The organism is Sediminibacter sp. Hel_I_10, from assembly GCF_000688335.1.
GTDB lineage: Bacteria > Bacteroidota > Bacteroidia > Flavobacteriales > Flavobacteriaceae > Psychroserpens.
On the sequence record NZ_JHZX01000001.1, the window covers coordinates 1,949,273 to 1,971,126 of the forward strand.

At 35.8% G+C, this 21,854-nt stretch carries 20 protein-coding genes and 1 tRNA gene; 7 read left to right on the plus strand and 14 right to left on the minus strand.

From position 1 onward, the window contains the following. Positions 1–202 precede the first annotated feature (202 nt). The 5 genes from P176_RS0108710 to P176_RS20380 form a co-directional block, all read right to left on the minus strand. Entirely contained in the window at positions 203–1,075 is an 873-nt protein-coding gene (locus tag P176_RS0108710; protein ID WP_026754348.1) for a bifunctional 2-polyprenyl-6-hydroxyphenol methylase/3-demethylubiquinol 3-O-methyltransferase UbiG, read from the minus strand. A 65-nt stretch (positions 1,076–1,140) separates the two neighbouring features. Beyond that, positions 1,141–3,012, minus strand: coding sequence for a tRNA uridine-5-carboxymethylaminomethyl(34) synthesis enzyme MnmG (mnmG, locus tag P176_RS0108715; RefSeq protein WP_026754349.1), 1,872 nt, complete (start codon positions 3,010–3,012; stop codon positions 1,141–1,143). An 86-nt stretch (positions 3,013–3,098) separates the two neighbouring features. After that, positions 3,099–3,509 (minus strand): rRNA maturation RNase YbeY, encoded by a 411-nt coding sequence (ybeY, locus tag P176_RS0108720; protein ID WP_026754350.1) that lies wholly within the window; start codon positions 3,507–3,509, stop codon positions 3,099–3,101. After that, positions 3,502–6,996 carry a DUF4175 family protein gene (locus P176_RS0108725; protein ID WP_026754351.1) on the minus strand — a complete coding sequence of 1,165 codons (3,495 nt, stop codon included), beginning with the start codon at positions 6,994–6,996 and terminating at the stop codon, positions 3,502–3,504. Before P176_RS0108725 ends, ybeY begins: the two co-directional genes overlap by 8 nt. Before the next feature lie 69 nt (positions 6,997–7,065). Continuing rightward, on the minus strand, positions 7,066–7,221 hold the full coding sequence (locus P176_RS20380) for a hypothetical protein (protein WP_156033002.1): 156 nt from the start codon (positions 7,219–7,221) through the stop codon (positions 7,066–7,068). A gap of 24 nt (positions 7,222–7,245) precedes the next feature. Between P176_RS20380 and gltX the strand changes: the two genes are divergently transcribed. Next, positions 7,246–8,778, plus strand: a complete 1,533-nt coding sequence (gene gltX / locus P176_RS0108735; protein ID WP_026754352.1) for a glutamate--tRNA ligase — start codon at positions 7,246–7,248, stop codon at positions 8,776–8,778. 66 nt (positions 8,779–8,844) lie between these two features. Continuing rightward, positions 8,845–9,768 carry an SPFH domain-containing protein gene (locus tag P176_RS0108740; protein WP_026754353.1) on the plus strand — a complete coding sequence of 308 codons (924 nt, stop codon included), beginning with the start codon at positions 8,845–8,847 and terminating at the stop codon, positions 9,766–9,768. A gap of 52 nt (positions 9,769–9,820) precedes the next feature. Here the strand turns inward: P176_RS0108740 and P176_RS0108745 are convergent, their stop codons facing one another. From P176_RS0108745 to P176_RS0108760, 4 genes are all read right to left on the minus strand, one after another. Beyond that, positions 9,821–10,036: a hypothetical protein gene (locus tag P176_RS0108745; RefSeq protein ID WP_026754354.1), complete on the minus strand. Its 216-nt coding sequence runs from the start codon at positions 10,034–10,036 to the stop codon at positions 9,821–9,823. 87 nt (positions 10,037–10,123) lie between these two features. Then, positions 10,124–11,275: a GNAT family N-acetyltransferase gene (locus tag P176_RS0108750; protein ID WP_026754355.1), complete on the minus strand. Its 1,152-nt coding sequence runs from the start codon at positions 11,273–11,275 to the stop codon at positions 10,124–10,126. Positions 11,276–11,349: 74 nt separating this feature from the next. Beyond that, entirely contained in the window at positions 11,350–11,832 is a 483-nt protein-coding gene (locus P176_RS0108755) for a DUF1761 domain-containing protein (protein WP_026754356.1), read from the minus strand. A 91-nt stretch (positions 11,833–11,923) separates the two neighbouring features. Further along, positions 11,924–13,933: a glutamine--tRNA ligase/YqeY domain fusion protein gene (locus P176_RS0108760; protein WP_026754357.1), complete on the minus strand. Its 2,010-nt coding sequence runs from the start codon at positions 13,931–13,933 to the stop codon at positions 11,924–11,926. A gap of 93 nt (positions 13,934–14,026) precedes the next feature. Between P176_RS0108760 and P176_RS0108765 the strand changes: the two genes are divergently transcribed. The 3 genes from P176_RS0108765 (at position 14,027) to P176_RS0108775 (ending at position 14,748) form a co-directional block, all read left to right on the plus strand. Continuing rightward, positions 14,027–14,236, plus strand: coding sequence for a zinc ribbon domain-containing protein (locus tag P176_RS0108765; protein WP_026754358.1), 210 nt, complete (start codon positions 14,027–14,029; stop codon positions 14,234–14,236). Continuing rightward, positions 14,236–14,604, plus strand: a complete 369-nt coding sequence (gene folB / locus P176_RS0108770; protein WP_026754359.1) for a dihydroneopterin aldolase — start codon at positions 14,236–14,238, stop codon at positions 14,602–14,604. Before P176_RS0108765 ends, folB begins: the two co-directional genes overlap by 1 nt. A gap of 73 nt (positions 14,605–14,677) precedes the next feature. Then, positions 14,678–14,748 (plus strand) — tRNA-Cys (locus P176_RS0108775). Positions 14,749–14,874: 126 nt separating this feature from the next. On the opposite strand, the gene P176_RS0108780 is transcribed toward P176_RS0108775, so the two are convergent. From P176_RS0108780 to rnr, 5 genes are all read right to left on the minus strand, one after another. After that, positions 14,875–15,225, minus strand: coding sequence for a hypothetical protein (locus P176_RS0108780; protein ID WP_026754360.1), 351 nt, complete (start codon positions 15,223–15,225; stop codon positions 14,875–14,877). Between the two features lie 3 nt (positions 15,226–15,228). Further along, a complete protein-coding gene (locus tag P176_RS0108785; RefSeq protein WP_026754361.1) occupies positions 15,229–15,903 on the minus strand; it encodes a LysE family translocator in 675 nt (224 codons plus the stop codon). Between the two features lie 64 nt (positions 15,904–15,967). Then, positions 15,968–16,642: a head GIN domain-containing protein gene (locus P176_RS0108790; RefSeq protein WP_026754362.1), complete on the minus strand. Its 675-nt coding sequence runs from the start codon at positions 16,640–16,642 to the stop codon at positions 15,968–15,970. 135 nt (positions 16,643–16,777) lie between these two features. Further along, the gene (locus P176_RS0108795; protein ID WP_026754363.1) at positions 16,778–17,077 is read right to left on the minus strand and encodes a heavy metal-binding domain-containing protein; all 300 of its coding nucleotides are present in this window, start codon (positions 17,075–17,077) and stop codon (positions 16,778–16,780) included. A gap of 79 nt (positions 17,078–17,156) precedes the next feature. Continuing rightward, entirely contained in the window at positions 17,157–19,379 is a 2,223-nt protein-coding gene (gene rnr / locus P176_RS0108800) for a ribonuclease R (RefSeq protein WP_026754364.1), read from the minus strand. A 1,041-nt stretch (positions 19,380–20,420) separates the two neighbouring features. Between rnr and rpiB the strand changes: the two genes are divergently transcribed. After that, positions 20,421–20,855: a ribose 5-phosphate isomerase B gene (rpiB, locus tag P176_RS0108805; protein WP_026754365.1), complete on the plus strand. Its 435-nt coding sequence runs from the start codon at positions 20,421–20,423 to the stop codon at positions 20,853–20,855. Between the two features lie 3 nt (positions 20,856–20,858). Next, complete coding sequence (locus tag P176_RS0108810) at positions 20,859–21,776, plus strand: cation diffusion facilitator family transporter (RefSeq protein ID WP_026754366.1); 918 nt, start codon at positions 20,859–20,861, stop codon at positions 21,774–21,776. Positions 21,777–21,854: the final 78 nt, after the last annotated feature.

Here is a 21,854-nt window from a genome sequence, read left to right on the forward strand (position 1 = left end):
TTCTTATTGATTAATTTTTTGCAAATGTATAAAAGTGTTATTGAAATCTAGAAAAAAACCAACCATAGATTTAAATTATGAGAAGTAAAAATATTATTATTTAAAACTATTGAAATTCGCTTTAAATAAGAAGCACTGCACTCATTTCACGACCAATGCGCTACCAAGAGCTATCTTATAGCAAAAAACCTCTTGAAATCGCCTAAATTGTCGTTTTAGATCTTTCAATCACATAAATAAGTGATGAATACTCTCCAGATTGCCTGGCTTTGATGTTTGATCGCCAACCTGTCCAAAATGCACTGAATGGCTTCATAGAATTCGATTTATATTTTTCAGAAAGTAGACTCACGTAAAAGGCGTCAAAAACCATCGGCTTCACATCTACTACTTCCATCTTAGCTAACTTCAATATACGAGACATTCCCTCTTGAGAAAAATGCCATAAATGTCGAGGCACATCATAGGCTGCCCAAAACTCTTTATAATGTAACGCATCATAACTTTTATAATTTGGAACGGCTATGATTAATGTTCCATTTGGTTTGAGAAGTGCTTCAAAAGTATTGAGATGTAATTCTAGATTTGGCAAGTGTTCTAAAACATGCCAAAGCGTAATCACATCAAATTGTCCTTTTTTAAATTGAAAAAGTTGATCCTTATCAAATACAGTTTCATTTGTTTTTTGGTTGGCAATGGCTCTTGCTTTTGAGCTGGGTTCAATCCCTGAAACATCCCAACCATGCTCTTGAGCTACTTTTAAAAAATCTCCTGTACCACATCCAAAATCCAAAAGCTTTTTTTCTTCGGAAGCAAATGCTGAAATTAAATTTAATTTCCTTTTTAAGGCCACCGATCGAACAAGATGATATAGTTTTTCAAACCAATTACGCTTGGTATCTGTGTGGGAAATATAATCGTCACTGTTATAATATTGAGATAATTTTTCTTCGGATGGTTGCGGCCGGGTTTCTAATAAATCCTGTTCACTATGCTGTACCAAGTCAAAAGACTCTCCTGAAACGGAATGATCTTTTACTTTTAAATAGTTTGTATAATTTGCTTTTGTAGACACGACTATGAAATAAATTAAAGATGTTCCACGTGAAACATTCTGCAGTTATAATAAAAATTGAAGTGTTATCGACCCAGATATACTAAAAGCACAGAAACATCACTTGGCGAAACTCCGCTAATTCTAGATGCCTGAGATATGGTCACTGGTTGAATTTTACTTAGTTTTTGGATGCCCTCAGAACTCATAGACTTCAATTTCGTGTAATCGAAATTCTTTGGAATCTTAACATCCTCCAGACGATTCAATTTGTCGGCGTTGTTTTTTTCCTTTTTGATATAACCTGAATACTTGATCTGGATCTCTGCTTGCTCGATGACTTCATTATCCAAGTTATGCGATTGGATATAATCTTCTACAGATGCAACTTTACGCATATCTTCTGTAGTGATATTTGGACGAGAAAAAATCTTGAACATTTTATCAGATTGACTCACGGCGGAAGAATCTTTAGACTCTAAAATAGGATTGATCTCTTCAGGTTTTACACTAGTATCCTTAAAGAATTCAACAAAATTTTCAGATTGTGACAACTTCTCTTCCATCCTATCTAAACGAACTTGACTCGCTAACCCAAGCTGAAACCCTTTAGGTGTTAATCTAAAATCGGCATTATCCTGTCTCAACAAGGTTCTATATTCTGCCCTAGAGGTAAACATGCGATACGGTTCTTCAGTGCCCTTGGTGATCAAATCATCGACGAGAACTCCAATATAAGCTTCATTTCTTTTTAGAATAAACGCTTCTCTTTCTTGAACTTTTAATGCCGCATTGATGCCTGCCATTAACCCTTGCGAAGCTGCTTCTTCATATCCAGTGGTACCATTAATTTGACCAGCGAAAAATAAGCCCTCCACAAGTTTGGTTTCTAAAGTATGCTTTAATTGGGTTGGTGGAAAATAATCGTATTCGATGGCATAACCAGGTCTAAAAAACTTAACCTTTTCAAATCCAGCAACCGATTTTAATGCTTTGTATTGCACATCTTCGGGTAAGGATGTTGAGAATCCGTTAACATAAACCTCAACCGTATTCCAGCCCTCTGGCTCGACAAAAAGTTGATGTCTATCACGCTCTGCGAATCTGTTGATTTTATCTTCTATAGAAGGACAATATCTAGGACCAGTACTTTTTATACTTCCGTTAAACATAGGGCTCCTATCAAAACCCTCTCTCAATAGATCGTGCACCTCAGGACTGGTGTAAGTCATGTGACAAGATCTTTGATGCTGTAATGGTTTTATGCGCTCTAAGTAAGAAAACTTTTCAGGGTGATCATCACCAGGTTGTTCAGTCATTTTAGAATAATCCAACGACCTTCCATCTACTCTTGGAGGTGTACCCGTCTTCATCCTACCTGACTCAAAACCCAATTCAATAAGCTCTTCTGTAATACCAGTTGCCGCTCTTTCTCCTGCTCTTCCTCCTCCAAAGTTTTTATCACCAATATGGATAAGACCATTTAGAAAAGTACCGTTAGTAAGCACTACTGTTTTAGCCTTTACTTTAATACCAAGAGATGTTTTAACTCCAACGATCTTATGATTCTCAATCAATAAACCAGAAACCATCTCTTGATAAAAATCAAGATTATCGGTTCTTTCCAACATTAACCTCCAGTCTTCGGCAAACCGCATGCGATCGCTTTGAACTCTTGGACTCCACATCGCTGGACCCTTTGATTTATTAAGCATTTTAAATTGTATGGCAGAAGAGTCACTAACTATACCGCTGTATCCTCCAAGCGCATCAATCTCTCTTACGATTTGCCCCTTCGCAATACCGCCCATAGCAGGATTACAAGACATCTGAGCGATGTTTTGAAGGTTCATTGTAATCAATAGTGTTTTACTACCCATGTTTGCAGCAGCGGCCGCAGCCTCACTACCAGCATGACCGGCTCCCACAACTATAACATCATAACGTTCGTTAAACATAATCTATATTGTTCCACGTGGAACAGTATCAACTGAACCAAGTATCGTTTAAAATAATTTGCAAATATAAGGGTAATTCTTAAATCCTAATTGAGCTTTGCTAAGTAGAAATCTTCTTTGTGACGCATTAGTTTTGCTTCGTCTTCTGACTTGTCTTTGTAACCACAAAAATGTAAAATGCCGTGGATCATGACCCGCTGTAATTCATTTATAAATTCAGAATTAAATTCCTTGGCGTTTTCTACAACGCGATCGATACTAATATATATATCGCCATGAATCTCATTTCCGATAGAATAATCAAAACTAATAACATCGGTATAAGTGTCGTGATTTAGATATTTCACATTCATCTCATAAAGGTACTCATCATCACAAAAAATGTAATTGATCTCCCCTTCACTTTTCTCCTCGTCTTCTAACGCTTGTGAAATCCAATCTGTAAACAAAGCCTCATCTTGAAGCTCAAATGCCGTTTCTGTATTAAAACTAATCATCGCTTTTCTTGAAATATTCTTGAACCTTCTTCTTGTAGGTTTGTTGCAAAGGTAGCGCTTGTCTATTTAAAATTTCCGTAGTATTGAAATAGGTTTTAGCATCTGGCAATTTATCGTTTGACGTATTCTCAAAGCGCTTATCATTGGTTTCAGATTTACGTTTGCTATCCTCCCCTTGCATAAAAGTCGCGTTCTCTAATTTGAGCAATTGATGCTGCAACTCCATCATCTTTTGGAGTGTTTGGTTAGTGAATCCTTTATTGATTAAATCCAGTTCCACTTCTTCCATATCTTTAACCAACTTTTCCGCAAGTTCCTTATTACCCTCTTTACTAAATTTATCCTTGAGCTGGATCTCTAAAGCTTGTCTTAACTGTTGCTGCTGTTGGTAAATTTCATAAAGCTCACCGTTCATTTGTTCACTCTCTCCTTTTCCGTCGCCATCCTTATTTCCTTCCTTGCCGCCTTCACCAGACTCTCCTCGTTTACCATCCTTAGATTGACCTTTTTCGCCTTCCTTTCCATCTTGTCCTTCGCCCTCGCCTTCACCTTTTTTGCTTGGACTAGTTTTTTCTCCTTTTTCCCCACCTTTCTTCATTCCATCTTCCATCTTCTTATTCAACTCTCCTTGACTCATGATAATATCAGGCAACTGTTCTCCCTTACCTTTCCCCTTACCCATCCCCATAGAAGGATTCATTTGAGCATTCATATTATCTAAAATATCACTTAAAAAATCAGCCAATTCGTTTGTAGAGGTCACCGTATATTGCTGAGATGAAACGCCTTGATATATTTGATTTTCAGATAATTGTTCTAAAGATTTATCTATATTATAAAAGACATCCACAATCTTCTTATTCACTTGCTCCGAGATTTTAGGTTGTCTTAGTGATAGGGCAAATAAACTATCGTCTATATGTTCAAAATGCTCCCTTAAATTACTCTGTTTTCTTAAATACTTACCATACTCGTTATTATCAATCTGCATCGTTTTAAACTGATTCATTAGTGCTTCCTGATCAAACGAAAACAATACCAAATTATCGAGAATCTGTCTCAAGACCGTTGCATCCTCTTGAAGTTGGTCACCTGATCCCATTGCCATCATGCCACTCATACTCTGTGCCATCTGCTTCATTTTTTTTGCAGCCTGCTTCTGCTTCTTTTGTGCCTTCTGCTGAGGAGAACCTTCCATAGGCTCTTGCTTTTCTTGACCTTGTGGGTCTTGCTTTTCTTGAGGTTCCTGCTCCTCTCCCCCCTCTTCATCTTTAGCTTCTTGTTCTTCCAAAGCTTCAGTGGCTTCTTCTTGATCTTGTCTTATGGCTTCTTCTGTAGGTTCATCCTCTGGAAGGCTCATAGGTTTTTTCAATGCCTCGTTTTCCTTTTGGAGGGCATCCATTTCTTTTTGAAAATCCTCAAATTTCTTGTTCAGATCCTCTTGTGCTTCCTTGGTATTTTTCTCTTTTGTTTCTTCGGAAAGTTGTTCTTGCTCTTCAGCCAATTTATCCAAATCCTTCATTAGCTTTTCTGCCTTCTTGGCAACGTAATATCTTTTGCTCAATTCCAATAACTGCTTTAAGCTGCGCTCTTTATTTTTATTCTGCTTCGCCAGTTCTTCTAATTTCTCGTTCAGTTCTTCTTTCTGAATTTTATCCTGTAGCTTCTTTAGTTCCTCAAGTAACTTTTCATCTTTTTTAAGCTGCTCTTCATTCTCATCTAAGCGCTTTTTTAGTTCTTCCTTGAACGGATCTTTCTCTTTGTTGTCCTCTTGAAATTGTTCTAAATTATCCTTGAGCTTCTTATTGAAATTCTTCATAAGCTGCTCTTGCTCCTTTTGCCTTTGGATAAAGTTTTCAAACTTTTTTTTATCGTTAAAATTAAGCTCCTCTTTTTCCTTTTGGGTTTTAGATAATTCTTTGAGCTCTTTGTCTTGCTCTTGCATTTTATCAAACGTCTTACTAATATCTTCTATGGTCTCATTTTGCTCTTTAAGTTGTTTTTGCTCTTCTTCATCCTTTGTGAGTTTTCGATAATTAAAAACCGCGCTCTTCGTACTTTTGAAATTATGGATGGCATCATTATCGAACACCTGAAAGTAAAGTTCATAATCAACCCCTTCTGATAGGTTTAAATTGTTTGGAAAAGCACTAACAAATTCGTCAAAATTAGACTTTGAAACCGTCAGGACCTCGAATGATTTATCTTGAGGAGACTTGCTAGGATAATATACCATTTGCAATTTTTGCAATCCGTAATCATCACTTACTTGTCCATAGAAATATAAAGTTTGATTATCTAAACTATCTTTTTCCATTTTTACCTCCAACTCGGGGTAATTATCTTTAATCACGTTAAGAGAAAAAGCTAGATTCTCATAATCTTTTAATTGGGCATTTGTTGTTGTAATAGCGTAATCGGTATTCTCAAAAATTCGCTTAGTGGTTTCGAACTGTCCATTAGGTTTAGACTCAAAACTTAAGGTGTCCTTAGCATACAAGCTTACGGCATCTGTTGATTTAGCCTTTACCCTCCAAGTGACGTTGGTCCCTTCGGGAATAGTAGCGTTACCAGAGCTTTTTAAAAGCTCATTTGATTTGTTGGTATAAGCAGGATAATCGAGAAGCATTTCAAAGTTTACAATTGTAGGCGTTTGAATAACGTTTAAATCATACAATCGAGAATTTACATTATTAGCATTTAACTGAAATGTGATAGCCTCCTTGGGTTGCGTAAAGGTATATTCAAATTGACCAGGGGCTGTTTGCTGCAAAAAATACGTTTGGTCATTATAGACAATTTGAGCGTTTTCTGGTGTAATCTCCCCTGCAGTGGATACTAAGAGTTTGAAATCGGTATTTTCAATGGCCTGTAAATTATCGTTAATAACAAAAAACTGAAAAGGGGCCGGTGGCTCATAAGCTGTCTTATAATTTACAACACGTTCATAGCTTTCACTAAACCAGTTGATCTTACCGGTTGCATAGGATAATAATAAAATAACAATTGGGATTGCGGCATATTTTAAATACTTGGCATTCTTTTTAAAGTTGATTGCAAAATTAAAGGGGATTGGCGTTAGTTCTTCTGACTTCTGTTCAATACTTGCAAGGAGGAGTTCTGATTGGTGCGTATTTTGCTTCAATTGCAATACATTAAGCAACTTATCACTCACCTCAGGGAAATGTTGGCCAATGATTTTCGAAGCATCCTCGTAATCAATCCCTTTTTGTAATTTAAAAAGCTTGGTTAAGGGTAGCGCTATAAATTTAACAAACAGTCCAATTTCGACGCTAATAAATACCCAAAACAATATGGCCCTTGCCGTTGGATTAAGCCATAAAACATATTCAATAAATAAAGTGGCCATCAAATACAAAAATCCAATAGCGAAAAATAAGATGATTCCTTTTAGAAGCTCATTAACGTAATAGCGTTTGATGAACTGTTCTAATTTATGCTGTATGTTTTTAAAATTTGAAGCCATATACTAAAGTAACTCACTAAACTACAATTTTATTTTGTTCTTCAATTGACTAAATCTGGTAAGTTTCTGTTAATTTAAGAGGTATAACGGGTCATAAAAGCCTTTATCGGTCTCTAATAATAGCAAATTACTTCGTGCAATAACTTTGATGGGCTCTTGAAGTTCATTCTCTAAACCCATACCTTTGTTGTCATATTTGAGTATACACGTATTTGCGTAAAGCATTAATCGAAATTTTAAAGAAACACCATGACCAAACCTGTAAGAGTGCGTTTTGCACCTAGCCCAACTGGACCACTGCATATTGGAGGCGTTCGAACCGCCCTATACAACTATTTATTCGCCAAAAAACACAACGGAACCTTCATATTAAGAATTGAGGATACCGATCAAATTCGATACGTAGAAGGTTCCGAAGCCTATATTGTTGAGGCCTTAAATTGGTGTGGTATTCATTTTGATGAGGGCATCACTCCAATTAAAAATACTGAAGCCAAAGGCAATTATGGCCCTTATAGACAAAGTGAACGCAAACACCTTTATAGAGCCTATGCCGATGAACTTATCGAAAAAGGACATGCCTATTATGCATTTGATAGCGCAGAAACCTTAGATGCTCACAGAAAAGATCATGAATCTAAAGGCAAAACTTTTATTTATAATTGGCACAACAGAGAAAAACTTAACAATTCCATTTCCCTCTCTAAGGACGAAGTAGATGCTAAAATCGAAGCTGGCGATGATTACGTTATCCGATTTAAGTCTCCTCAAGATGAAACGCTTCATCTAAAAGATATGATTCGTGGCGACATAGAAATAGACACCAACATCTTGGATGATAAAGTTTTATTTAAAAGTGACGGCATGCCAACCTACCATTTGGCAAATATTGTAGATGACCATTTGATGCAGATTTCTCACGTTATTCGTGGAGAAGAATGGTTGCCTTCTTTGGCATTACACTATCAATTGTATGATGCCTTTGGTTGGGATGTCCCTCAATTTGCTCATTTACCGCTTATTTTAAAGCCAACAGGAAAAGGCAAATTAAGTAAGCGTGACGGTGACAAGATGGGTTTTCCTGTATTCCCGTTGCAATGGAAAGACCCTCAAACCGAAGCTATTTCTATGGGCTATAAGGAAGAAGGATATTTTCCCGAAGCCGTGATTAACTTCTTAGCTTTCTTAGGTTGGAATCCTGGTACTGAACAAGAAATCTTCGACCTAGAAACTTTGACCAATGTCTTTGAAATAGACCGTATCCATAAAGCCGGTGCTCGTTTTGATCCTGATAAGACCAAATGGTTTAATCACCACTACATGCAAGAACAAAATGATACTAATTTAGCAACATCATTTCAGCCGATTGTTAATGAACATGTCCAGAACATCGATATCAATTACATTGAAATGGTGATATCGCTCATTAAAGAACGCGCCACTTTTGTAGGAGATTTTTGGGAACTAAGTGCTTTCTTTTTTGTTGCTCCAACAACTTACGATGAGAAAGCTTTGAAAAAATCTGTTAAAGAAGATACCGCCGAACTTCTAAATGCGGTTAAAGCTGAAGTTAATGGGCTTGAAGACTATTCTGTAGATCACTTAAAAACAGCAATTAAAGGATGGATTACTTCTAAAGAGATTGGCTTCGGAAAAGTGATGATGCCATTGCGATTAGCCTTAGTTGGTGATCTTAAAGGACCAGATGTTTTTGATATTATGTTTATGATTGGAAAAAAAGAAACCATCCAACGCATTGAAACATTTATTGAGACGATCTAAAGGTAAAGGTTGATACGGTAAAAATTATGCTTAACTTGTTAAGGTAACAAAACCACATTTTAAATTATGGGTAATTTCATTCTTGTTCCAATTCTAATTTTTGCGGTTATCATTCTGGTTTCCTCATTTTTTATTGTCAAGCAACAGACGGCAGCTATTATTGAACGCTTCGGAAAATTTCATAGTATAAGGCAATCCGGGCTAAAATTTAAAATTCCGTTAGTCGATAGAATTGCAGGGAAACTCAGTTTGAAAATTCAACAGTTGGACGTTATTATTGAGACCAAAACCTTGGATGATGTCTTTGTTCGTTTAAAAGTTTCTGTTCAATATCGTGTAATTCGGGCCAAAGTGTACGATGCCTTTTACCAATTAGATTATCCACATGATCAAATTACCTCTTATGTATTTGATGTGGTTAGAGCCGAAGTTCCTAAAATGAAATTGGATGATGTATTTGTCAAAAAAGATGATATCGCCTTAGCCGTTAAAGCCGAGCTGAATGATGCCATGTTAGAATATGGCTTCGATATCATTAAAACATTGGTGACAGATATTGATCCTGACGCTCAAGTAAAAGCGGCCATGAACCGAATTAATGCTGCAGATCGTGAAAAAACGGCGGCACAGTATGAAGGAGATGCGCAACGTATTTTAATTGTTGAAAAGGCAAAAGCAGAAGCAGAAAGCAAACGTTTACAAGGTCAAGGTATTGCCGATCAAAGACGTGAGATTGCTAGAGGATTAGAAGAGTCTGTAGAGGTTTTGAACCGTGTTGGTATTAACTCTCAAGAAGCCTCTGCGCTTATTGTAGTCACCCAACATTATGACACGCTACAATCTTTGGGAGAAGAGACCAATAGTAACTTGATCTTATTGCCAAATTCTCCACAAGCGGGCAGCCAAATGCTCAATGATATGGTGGCAAGCTTTACCGCTAGTAATCAAATTGGAGAGGCCATGAAGAATGCTCGTAATAAAGAGGAATAAATTTGTTTTGATAAAAAAAGCCTCCCAATTGTTAGTAGTTGGGAGGCTTTTTTTATTGATGCTCTTCTTTATATTTTGAAATCATTTCCTTTAAACCATCAAGATAGTCTTGGAGTTCCTTTTGATCTAACTTGGCCTCTGTATTACCACCTTCGGGCAAGGTACTGCGAGTTTCATCCAAATATTTTTGAAGCTCGGGATAGTTTTCTTCAATATCCCTTGTTACTGTTGAAATTTCTGTAAGTATTTGTTGTGTTTTGGTATCCATCGTTATTAATTTAAAATAATTTAAAAGTTAGGCATATTGTAGACCTAATCAAAACCTAAGCTTATTTTTAACGGTTTTTTCACAATTTCAAAAGGGATGTCGCTCTTCCCAATCTTTTACGGGATTCATAAACTTGACGACTAATTGCAAAATTTTATTTGCAATCAACGTATTGGTATGTTTTAAATAAATACTCATCTCATTAGGTTTTGCGCCTATAGAACTTTTTATTTCCATAGCGGTTCTTGCAAAAATCACACTTTCGAAATTTTGTGAGATGCCATATCCTGCCATATCAAACAGCATGTTTAAATACATTTGGTGCTGGTGCTGCAACTCGGGTTCATATCCTAAAAAATAAGTCTCTAAGCAGTCGTTATTATAGATCAAGCTGTAAACCCCTACTAGAACCTGATCTAAAAAATAACCAAACACTTTAAAATGATCTCCTAAATGAGATTTCAATTGATAAAAATGATCTTTATGAAGCTTAAAGGAGTTGACTCCTGCATTATCAGAAACGTTTTCATACAGTTGATACAATTGATCGTTATACAACGTTAAATCCTCTAAACTCAATTCCCTAGAACTAATAGGTTCTTTCTTTTTGATGGCGGTACGGTACCTCCGTCTATACTTTTTATTAAATGCCGAGACATAATTAGCCATAGTGGTCCATGAGTCTCGTTTGTTCAAAATCATATTGGGCTGCACCCTTGCTTTGAAAAATTGATGTCTTCGGAAAAATGGCTCGCTTAAATGAATGGTATCTGTCTCAAAAAAGTCTTTAAAAGCTATAATTCTTACTTTCTTTCCGAAATTTTGTTGAATTAGGTCTGATACCTCCGAAACTGCCTTTAGAACAATTTCTAAAAACTGGTCTTGTTCAATTTCCGAAGTAAAAAAAAGACCATGTTGCCCCGTATGCATGAGGTTACCAACAACAATAGCATTTCCTTTTAAAAAATTAGAGACCAACTGCTTCCCTATTTGTTTGATACGTGAGTCGGATGTTTTACGAAAAATATCGTCACTAACGAGTTCTACACTTTGCAAAATGGCAATTCCAACTAAAGTTTCCGAAGAAAAAACTCCTACAAAATAGGAGTTGATATTGTTTGGGCTAGACTGTTCTAATGCCTTTAGAAATGGCGTTTTCAAAAACAAATCGGCAATGGGCAGTTCATCCCAAGCTGAGGGTAACTGATTTACAGAATTGTATAATTTATAATGTATCAATTAGATAAAAGCACATGGATTATTATTAAAATCGAAATACAAAACCGATATATCAAGCCTTTAAGAGTTTTCAATTAAACCCAACCACAAACAATGGCGCCCATAATGGTAAGACAAATCGTCCAAAAACCTGTATTTATGAAAATATATTTCCAGCTTCTTCTTTCAAATAAAGCCGTAATTGCAATCACCGGAAAAAACATAAATAGAGCAGACAATACACCGTGAAAAGCACCGTGTTTAAACGTTCTAAAAGCTGTACCATAATCCTCCATAAAAGCTTGGTAAGACGGCAGTGCTTCCGCAGGATTGCCTCCCATGAGACTATAGGCGCCCATTTGGTGAATGGTGAGCATTTGTGTTGAAAAGGACAACAGAACAGAGAGCACTAAAGTGATGCTAAAAATCACCAATATGTTACTGTTTTTAAATTTCTCTTCGGTCATCCCAGATTCTCGCATCCAGACAATTCCTAAAGTTTTAGGATTGTACCAAATAAAACCTACGATGAGAGGCACCACAGCTGCCACTACAATTGCTAAAATATTGAAGTCCATACTTAAGATTGATTTGATTAGAAACTAAATATACTTTAAAATCTATTGTTTTTAATGACATTCAACCTGATGGATATTGACCCAGAGGATTTTAAGAGATGGCATTGGCCTCAAAGACCAGCAACTCATTTTTATCGGCTTTGGCCTTTTCTATAAAATCTTCAATATCGGCATTAGAGGCTTGTCCGTTTTTAAGCAATACACTTAGTGCTAGCATTGTTGCAATACGTGTTCCTGCCTTTTTTACTGCCGTATTAAATAAGGGCTGTACGTCATCATAACTCACATTTTCGGCAAGTTTTAAAATTTCAGCTTTAGACTTTTCTCGTTTGTCTTCTGGCAGATTGGTGTACTTTTTTCCTAGCTGCTTAATCACTTCAATTGCGGGACGTTTTTGTTGCGCATTGGCGTTTTGTTGTGGCTTAGTTTTGGCCGCACTTGGTTTCGATTTTGCCCAAGAATCTCGGAGTCCTACGGTTTTATTAAAAACCAAATGCTCTGATGTGCTGTCTTTATCAACGTTAAAATAACCCAGTCTTTGAAATTGAAAACGCTCCCCTACTTCGGCTTCCAAAAGACTTGGTTCTACGTAAGCTTCGATAATTTCTAAAGATTTTGGATTTAAAAACTCCATAAAATCTTTGTCTTCATGACTGTCTGGAGCTTCATCCATAAATAAACGATCATATTCTCTTACTTCGGCCTTAATGGCATGTTTTATAGATACCCAATGCAAGGTGCCTTTAACTTTTCTATCGGTATCTGTAGTGTAAGTACAGTGTATTTCTGTAACGTTGCCGTTAGCATCTTTAATTACATTTTCGGCCTTGATGATATAGGCATTCTTTAAACGTACTTCACCACCTAGTTTTAGTCTAAAAAACTTGCTACTTGCTTGTTCCTTAAAATCTGCTTTTTCAATATAAAGTTCATTGGAAAATGGCACTTTGCGAAAACCTGCACTTTCATCTTCCTGATTATTTTCGGCTTCTAACCACTCTTCTTTATCCTCTGGATAATTGGTAATCACTAATTTTACAGGGTCTAAAACGGCCATTACTCTTGGTGCGTTCTTATTGAGATCTTCTCGAATACAAAATTCTAATAAAGAAACATCAATCACATTATCGCGTTTAGCAACACCTACTTTATCAATAAACATTTTAATGGCATCTGGTGTATAGCCGCGACGTCTTAAGCCAGATATGGTAGGCATTCGGGGATCATCCCAGCCCGAAACCACATTTTGTTGCACCAATTGCAGCAATTTACGTTTGCTCATGATGGTATAACTCAAGTTCAATCTTGCAAATTCACGTTGTTTAGGAAGCATTGGGAGCTCTTCTTTTGCAAAGTCGTACACATGCTCCTTAAACCAATCATAAAGCTCTCTGTGAGGCTTAAATTCTAATGAGCATAAACTATGGGAAATTTGCTCGATATAATCACTTTCTCCATGAGTCCAATCATACATTGGGTAGATGCACCATGTGTCTCCAGTTCTATGATGCGCCTTTTTCAAAACACGGTACATCAAAGGATCTCTCATTAGCATATTGGGATGCTGCATGTCGATTTTTGCTCTTAGCACATGAGCACCTTCATCATATTTTCCATCCTTCATTCCTTGAAAAAGCTCTAAATTTTCTTGAATGCTGCGGTTACGGTAAGGCCCATCAACACCAGGTTGGGTAGGTGTTCCTTTCTGTTCTGCCATGGCAACACTTGATTGAGAATCTACATAAGCCTTTCCGTCAGAAATGAGTTTTACGGCCCAATCGTATAGCTTTTGAAAATAGTCTGAAGAATAGAGCTCATTTGCCCATTGATAACCTAACCACGAAATATCTTTCTTAATAGCATCTACATACTCTTGCTCTTCCTTTGCCGGGTTGGTGTCATCAAAACGAAGGTTGACTGGTGCATTATACTTTTGGCCAAGACCAAAGCTAATACCAATGGCCTTTGTATGACCAATATGTAAATATCCATTGGGTTCTGGCGGAAAACGAAATCTTAATTTGTCTTGTGATAATCCGTTTTCTAAGTCTTCCTCAATGATGTGCTCTATGAAATTGAGCGATTTAGATGCTTCTGACATGTGATAAAATTAGAACACAAAATTAACCATTTATCCGCGTTATGAATTAAGTTTCTAGCCTAGATTACGTAATTTTATAGAAATTTTAAACCAATGAAAGCAACAAACTATAAATGTCCTAAGTGTGATCATACCACTTATAAAACTGGACAGATGCGTGCCACTGGCGGAACATTATCTAAAATATTTGATGTACAGAGTCAGAAATTTACTTCTGTAACTTGCCAAAGATGCACCTATACTGAGTTTTTTAAAACCAAAACGAGCGGATTAAGTAACGTTTTTGACTTTTTTACAAACTAATGGGCACAATTAAAGTTGAAAATATTCGCGTATTTGCGCACCACGGCTGTTTAAAGGAAGAAACCAAAATAGGAAGTGACTATCGCGTAGATCTCAAAGTAAAAGCAAATTTACAAACCTCAGCGCAAAGCGATCAATTGAGTGATACCGTAGATTATGTGCTTTTAAATAGGATTGTTAAAGAAGAAATGCAACAACCGTCTTACCTATTAGAAACGGTTGCCAAACGCATTTTAAACCGAATTTTTATAGACGATCAAATGGTTCATAAAGCCACGGTTTCTGTAAGCAAATTGAACCCTCCTATTGGTGGTGATGTTGAAAGCGTGATGATAAAAATGACTCAAGTTCGAAAAAAGGACGAGTAAATAGCTTAAAATCTTAAATTTTTATACCTTTGCAGACCCGTATTTTTTATGGGATACCCTTAAAAAAGGTAATGGCATCATGGCCGAGTGGCTAGGCAGAGGTCTGCAAAACCTTCTACAGCGGTTCGAATCCGCTTGATGCCTCTAAACCTTCAAGAACTTTCTTGGAGGTTTTTTTGTGGATAATTTTGATTGAAAACAGTAAACTTGCACGTAATAAATCTGCGTTTTTCGTAATACAACAGCATGCAACCGTCTAAAGTGTTATCTCTAATTAAACCAGACTGCATAACGCTGGCGTCTTAATTCCATAGCTAATTGTGCTTCCATTTTTAAAGCTTCTGCTCTAGAATCTATGGGAGGAATATGGTTGTAAAGGCTAGGCCTTAAATACGAGCCATACTTTTCTACAATATTTGAAGATAACTTATAACCCTTTTTATTTCTATAACCCTCTTTGTGCTGTAGAAATCGTTCTTTGGGTGTCTTGCTCGTCATGCCTACATACAAACATTCTAAAACACCATTAAATTGGGGATTTGCGACCCTAAATTTTGTGTTTTCTGTAAATACTTTTTTTCTGAGCTCTATCACGTAGATGCGATATTGTACTTTGGCCATAGCTTAAAATCGATGTTCTATAGTTTCTTGTAACCGTTCTTTTCCTTTAGGAAAAAATCCCTGAACCAAGAGTAAAACACCAAAACCTAAAATTACAAGCGCCACTATTTTTTTTGTTTTGTAGATCAATCTAGGAGTCAATCTGCTTTTTAAACGCTTGGCAGCAGCTATTTTAAACAAATCGACAATAAAATAAGTACTAATCATGGTAATTATAAAGACTGTAACGCCATTCTCGCCTTGTGTGATAGAACTGCCTATAACAATAAAACCCAACCAACCCATAAGTACGCCTATGTTAATAAAGTTGAGTAAAAAACCCTTGACAAAGAGTTTTCCCAAATCGTTTTTCTTCACGTCAATACGATGGTATTCTCGTACAATAGACCGAAATGATTTTGCTGTTTTTAAAAAGGAAATGAGGCCGTAAGCCACCAGGAGCACTCCACCAAAAATAATAAAATTGGGATCGTCCTTTATTTTATCTACCAGTTTATTAGTACTGTAAAAGGCAACAAGAATAAAAATAACATCTGCTAGAATAACGCCTAAATCAAATATCACTGCACTTCTAAACCCTCTAGTAGCACCAGTTTCTAACAGTACGAAAAAAACAGGTCCAATAGTAAAGGCTAGAATAATACCAAACGGGATGGCAGTTAATATATCATCTAACATATAGCAAATTGCTTTCTTACAAAGCTAAGAAAAAACAATCGCAAAAGTAATTAGGATTTCTGCTTTACTTAACCCGTTTGATTTTACCACCAAAAGTGGTTTTTTCTTTAATATGCAACGGATTTCCGTAGATGTAAACATTACCTCCTGCCAAGACTTTAGCATCAACATCATCGGATGCATAAACGTCAGCCTCTCCAGCTGCCTTAATACTTACCGTAGTATTTTTAGTTTCAAAGTCCTGTCCTTCGTAAATACCACCGGTATTAATAGTAATATCTTGTGATACCGCCTTACCTCTAGTTTCTATTATTCCACCAGAAACGGCTTTTATATCAACTTTATTAACATCTAATCCTATTTTAAGTTGAGCACCTTCTTGAGCTCTTAACTCAATATGATCTTGTTCAATTAATTCATTTGAAGTAATAAAAGCACCTTCGTTACCATCTATGATGTCTAAGGACGTGTAGTATACTGCAACGAATGTTTGCTCGCCATTAAATATTTTATCAAGCTTCATACGGATTTTTAACTTACCGCCATTATTGATCACTTCTACATCATCAATATCATCTCCTGTTATGGAGACACTATTGGTTTCGGCCTTGATGAGATTGACTTCAATAAGATCAAATACTTTGACTTCATTAAAATTACCAATATCCTTTAACACTGGATTCTGAGCACCAATAGTGAAGCTTAATAATAGAAAGGCTAGACTTGCAAATCTTTTCATCTTAAATATGTTTATAGTTTATACGGATGTTTTCCGTGGTAAAGATGACAAGACAGACCAATTGTTACAGTTTTATAGAAAGAAACCTAGATTTTTATAAATCTTAGCTTGGTTTTGCTACTAACATCATACAGACTATTCGGCTACAAAAACTGCAGTTCCTGTAACCGATACCATGGCATAGTTAGCGCTCGTCATTTCAATATCAAGCTTGATACCGACAACAGCATTAGCATTTAGCTTTTTGGCGTTCTCTTGAAGATTTTGAAAGGCATTCTCCTTAACAAGATCAATACTTTCTTTAATGGCCTTATAATATTTAGTCATGCTAAAGCCTATTGAAGGTGTCTTTTCTGTCATTGCCACACCTGTAACAATGCCTTTATATTCTTTAATTTTAAAACCTTCTATGGAATTGGTAGTAGTTAATATCATTTGACATCATTTAAGTTGGTTAATGCGGTACCAAATTATAAAATTTCCGTAGGTATCTTGATCTCAGTTTTTGATAAAATTAATCTTCATGTTTTCCTATTAAGGTGAAATCTAAGTGCTTTTTAACTAAATCTGTATTTTTAACCTTAACAACAACTTCATCTCCAAGCTGGTACATGATGTTATTCTTTTTACCAATCAACGCATAATGATCTGCATCAAATTGATAATGATCATCTTTCATATCTCTCACACTTACCATACCCTCACACTTATTGGCAATGATCTCTATGTAGATTCCCCAATCTGTAACACCAGAAATGACCCCAACAAAATTCTCATTTTTGTGGTCTTCCATAAATCTGATTTGCATGTATTTGATACTATCACGCTCTGCTCTAACAGCTAAGTTTTCCATATTACTGGAGTGATTACATCTGTCTTCGTACACATCTTCATTGGCAGAAGCACCGCCATCTAAATACTGTTGCAATAAGCGATGTACCATTACATCTGGGTAACGACGAATTGGCGATGTAAAATGCGTGTAATAGTCAAAAGCTAAACCGTAATGACCAATATTATGCGTAGTATACTCTGCCTTACTCATGGTACGAATGGTCAAGGTATCTACAAGGTTTTGCTCTTTCTTTCCATTAACATCCTTTAAAAGATTATTTAATGAATTAGAGACACTCTTGCGATCCTTAAAATTTAATTTATAACCAAATCTACCCACAACGTTTTGTAAGGCTGCCAATTTAGATTCGTCTGGCTCATCATGTACCCTGTAGATAAATGTTTTCTTTTTAGATTGTTTTCCAACAAATTCTGCTACCTTTTTATTGGCCAAGAGCATGAACTCTTCAATCAATTTATTGGCATCTTTACTAGATTTAAAGAATACACCTACTGGGTTAGATTCCTCATCCAAATCAAATTTAACTTCAACTTTATCAAAAGAAATGGCACCAGAACTCATACGTTTACGACGCATTATTTTTGCCAGCTCATCTAACTTTAGAGTGGCCTGAGCAATATCTTTAGACGTTTTATAAGCCTTTCCTGAAATAGCCACTTCAGCTGGAATATTGATATCAATATCACCATCTGACCATTTTTTGCCCAAATTATTATCTATAATGGCCTGCGCTTCTTCATAAGCAAATCGGGCATCAGAATACGTGACGGTTCTCCCAAACCATTGGTCTTTAATTTCGGCTTTATCATTGATTTTAAAAACGGCAGAAAACGTATATTTTTCTTCATTTGGCCTTAAGGAGCAAGCACCATTTGATAATACTTCGGGAAGCATTGGCACTACTCTATCTACTAAATAAACTGAGGTAGCCCGTTCATAAGCTTCATCATCTAAAACCGTATCTGGTTCTAAGTAATGCGATACATCGGCAATGTGAATACCAATTTCAAATAAACCATTTTCGAGAACTTTAAAAGATAGGGCATCATCAAAATCCTTTGCATCCTTGGGGTCAATGGTAAACGTTAAATCTTTACGCATATCCCGTCTTTTAGAAATTTCGGTTTCAGTAATAGAGGTATCTATTGTGTTGGCAAAATCTTCTACTTCCTTCGGAAATTCCATTGGTAAGCCATATTCGGCTAAAATAGCATGAATCTCAGTATTGTGTTCTCCAGGTTTACCTAAAACTTCTATGACCTTTCCGTTTGGAGAATCAGCCTTTTCTGGCCATTCTTCTAAACTTACTAAGACTTTATCGCCATCTTCGGCTTTATTTGTTTTATTTATGGGTACAAAGATGTCTGTATACATCTTGTTACTATCTACAACTACAAAAGCGTAATTTTTATGTAACTGTATCACACCTACATATTCACTCTTAGCGCGTTTGATGATGTTTGTAACTTCACCTTCTATCTTACCACGATTTTTACGTTTGTAAGCGTAAAATTCTACCTCATCACCATGAAGCGCTTTGTTCATATTATTTGAGGCGATGTAGATGTCCTCATCAAAATCATCAGTAACAATGTACCCATTTCCTCTAGAGGCCATGTCTACAATACCTGTATGGTATTCGTTGTTATTAACAATTTTGAATTTACCACGTTCAACTTCCTCGATTTCTTCTTTAGCCTTAAGCTGTTGAAGTTTTTTGATGATTTGATTTCTACTACTGGCATCATTAACACCAAGTTTAGCAGCAATTTGTTTGTAGTTGAAGGTTTGGTTTCTATCTTTTTTTAGAATACTTAGAATTGTATTTGTAAGGTTGGAAATCTTATTATTTGAAGGTTTCCCTTTTTTTCGTTTTGTCATTATTATATGTAATCATGTTGATGTCTTACGGAGCGTAAAACTGTGTTTTTTCAATTCAATAGAAAGCGAAGAGAAGGTATTGAATTTATACAAAGCTACGGTTTAATTATTTAATCGTGTTTTCTTAGGGTTAAATTAATGAAAAAGGACTGTAAAATTTACTCTACTATCATTTTTATACATCTAAAAGTTAATTGATTAGATCTATTTTGGCTGCTTTGCTTTAACGGGTCGCACTAGTACTCATTAACAATTGATCCTCTCAAATGCCTTTATTGACCAAATGAGCGCTCCTTTTATCTCACAACAGATTTCAGTTTCACAGAACCAAATACAAAAGGAACTTCAAATAAAACTTCAAAATTTAGACTTATCAACATATATATACATATCATCTTTTTTCTTTTAAAATTTAAAAAATAAATGGTGATGATGATAGGGTGTTAATAGCGCGTATAACTTTATTTGGTTTTACTTTGAATTGTGACTTATAGAAACAAGTTCATAAACAGTTAACATTAAATTAACCTATAAATACTTCTAAAACAAGGGAATTTTGAAAGCTATTAACAACTGTTCATAACCGATGTTGACAAACTAAATTTAACAAGTAAATCAAAATTTAATGTTAGCATGATCCCTTTTTAACACTAACAACTGAGCGAGATTTTTCGGCTAACTTTTTTGGTGGTTCGAATAAAGATTTGGCTGGTCATTTTTTTTCAGAAATGCTAATAAAAGTTTTAATTACTTGCCAAGAGATATGAACATTCTATACATACTTTAAGCGCTTTAGTTAACAATGAGGAAACAATTAATTTACATAGATAATTATGAGCACTTTAGCTAAAAACAATATTGATTGTCAATTTCTGTAATTGTGGGTGATGGTTATAACAGCTAAAAACCTTAGAACATCTGGGGATGAAAACTGAATAACTTCTAAATCAAATTTTAGTTTGTTTAGTGCTAATGCGTAACTTTAAAGTCTGTAAAAATACCTTATTTAATTAGTTAATATTCATTTTCAAAATCAACAACATGACCATATCTATAGGTAACGATCACGCCGGTACAGACTACAAAAAAATTATAGTAGCGCATCTTAAATCAAAAGGACATACCATAAAAAACTACGGTACAGATTCAAATGATAGTGTAGACTATCCAGACTTTGTACATCCTGTTGCTAAAGATATTGAGTCTAAGATAGCAGATGTTGGTATCATTATATGTGGTAGTGGTAATGGGGCCAACATGACGGTAAATAAACACCAAGGTGTACGTTCTGCATTGTGCTGGACGAAAGAAATTGTTACTTTGGCACGTCAACATAACGACGCCAATATTTTAAGTATTCCAGCAAGATTTACCGCATCTCAGCAAGCTGTTGAAATGGTTGATACTTTTTTGGAAACTGAATTTGAGGGTGGACGTCATCAAAACCGTATTAATAAAATTCGCGCAGCACACTAGTTAATGAGCCATTCTCATTCTCATAGTCACTCCCATTCCCATCAAGATTTAACGGGACGGAATCTTCTGGTTTCTATCTTTTTGAATATCCTAATTACGGCAGCACAAGTTGTGGGAGGACTTCTATCTGGTAGTTTGGCACTTTTGAGTGATGCACTTCATAATTTTAGTGATGTGATCTCTTTGATTGTGAGTTATATCGCTAATTTACTATCTAAGCAACAAGCGTCACTTAAAAAAACCTTTGGTTATAAACGTGCTGAGATTGTAGCCGCTTTTATTAACGCCGCTACCCTTATCGTGGTCGCTGTGCTTTTAATTATTGAAGCTGCAAAACGTTTTCAACATCCAGAAGTTATAGAATCTACGTTGGTCATTTGGCTGTCGATCATTGCTATTTTAGGTAATGGTTTTAGTGTACTCTTGCTAAAAAAAGATGCCAAAAGCAATATGAACATGAAAAGTGCTTATTTACATCTTTTAACCGATATGATGGCTAGCGTTGCGGTATTGATTGGTGGATTGATCATGAAATACTATCAAGTGTTTTGGATTGATAGTGCCTTAACCCTTGCCATAGCATTGTACTTGATTGTTGTTGGCTATGATTTACTAAGGGACTCTTTTAAAGTACTCATGCTGTTTACGCCAGATACCATTCAAGTTAAAGATATCGTTAAGGACATTCAAACCATAAAGACCATTAAAAACGTGCATCATGTGCATATTTGGCAACTTAATGAGTCTGAAATTCATTTAGAAGCGCATATCGATTTTAATGAGGATATTACGCTGTCAGAGTTTGATAATGTGCTCCATAAAATTGAAGCTATGGTATTTCATAACTTCGGAATCAATCACGTTAATATCCAACCTGAATTTGGAAAATGTGATGTCAAGGAAATCATCGTTCAAGATTAGACACCACTATTTGTTCTGAATATGTCTTTTGATCTATTCAGTACTATTATGAATGATTACGATAAATTATTGAAGTAA

Coding starts and splice junctions, on each gene's coding strand:
- P176_RS0108785 (WP_026754361.1), bottom strand. CDS start 15,903: ATGTTAGATGATATATTAACTGCCATCCCGTTTGGTATTATTCTAGCC.
- P176_RS0108740 (WP_026754353.1), top strand. CDS start 8,845: ATGGGTAATTTCATTCTTGTTCCAATTCTAATTTTTGCGGTTATCATT.
- rpiB (WP_026754365.1), top strand. CDS start 20,421: ATGACCATATCTATAGGTAACGATCACGCCGGTACAGACTACAAAAAA.
- P176_RS0108765 (WP_026754358.1), top strand. CDS start 14,027: ATGAAAGCAACAAACTATAAATGTCCTAAGTGTGATCATACCACTTAT.
- mnmG (WP_026754349.1), bottom strand. CDS start 3,012: ATGTTTAACGAACGTTATGATGTTATAGTTGTGGGAGCCGGTCATGCT.
- P176_RS0108760 (WP_026754357.1), bottom strand. CDS start 13,933: ATGTCAGAAGCATCTAAATCGCTCAATTTCATAGAGCACATCATTGAG.
- P176_RS0108755 (WP_026754356.1), bottom strand. CDS start 11,832: ATGGACTTCAATATTTTAGCAATTGTAGTGGCAGCTGTGGTGCCTCTC.
- P176_RS20380 (WP_156033002.1), bottom strand. CDS start 7,221: ATGCTTTACGCAAATACGTGTATACTCAAATATGACAACAAAGGTATG.
- ybeY (WP_026754350.1), bottom strand. CDS start 3,509: ATGATTAGTTTTAATACAGAAACGGCATTTGAGCTTCAAGATGAGGCT.
- P176_RS0108780 (WP_026754360.1), bottom strand. CDS start 15,225: ATGGCCAAAGTACAATATCGCATCTACGTGATAGAGCTCAGAAAAAAA.
- gltX (WP_026754352.1), top strand. CDS start 7,246: ATGACCAAACCTGTAAGAGTGCGTTTTGCACCTAGCCCAACTGGACCA.
- rnr (WP_026754364.1), bottom strand. CDS start 19,379: ATGACAAAACGAAAAAAAGGGAAACCTTCAAATAATAAGATTTCCAAC.
- P176_RS0108795 (WP_026754363.1), bottom strand. CDS start 17,077: ATGATATTAACTACTACCAATTCCATAGAAGGTTTTAAAATTAAAGAA.
- P176_RS0108810 (WP_026754366.1), top strand. CDS start 20,859: ATGAGCCATTCTCATTCTCATAGTCACTCCCATTCCCATCAAGATTTA.
- P176_RS0108790 (WP_026754362.1), bottom strand. CDS start 16,642: ATGAAAAGATTTGCAAGTCTAGCCTTTCTATTATTAAGCTTCACTATT.
- P176_RS0108725 (WP_026754351.1), bottom strand. CDS start 6,996: ATGGCTTCAAATTTTAAAAACATACAGCATAAATTAGAACAGTTCATC.
- folB (WP_026754359.1), top strand. CDS start 14,236: ATGGGCACAATTAAAGTTGAAAATATTCGCGTATTTGCGCACCACGGC.
- P176_RS0108745 (WP_026754354.1), bottom strand. CDS start 10,036: ATGGATACCAAAACACAACAAATACTTACAGAAATTTCAACAGTAACA.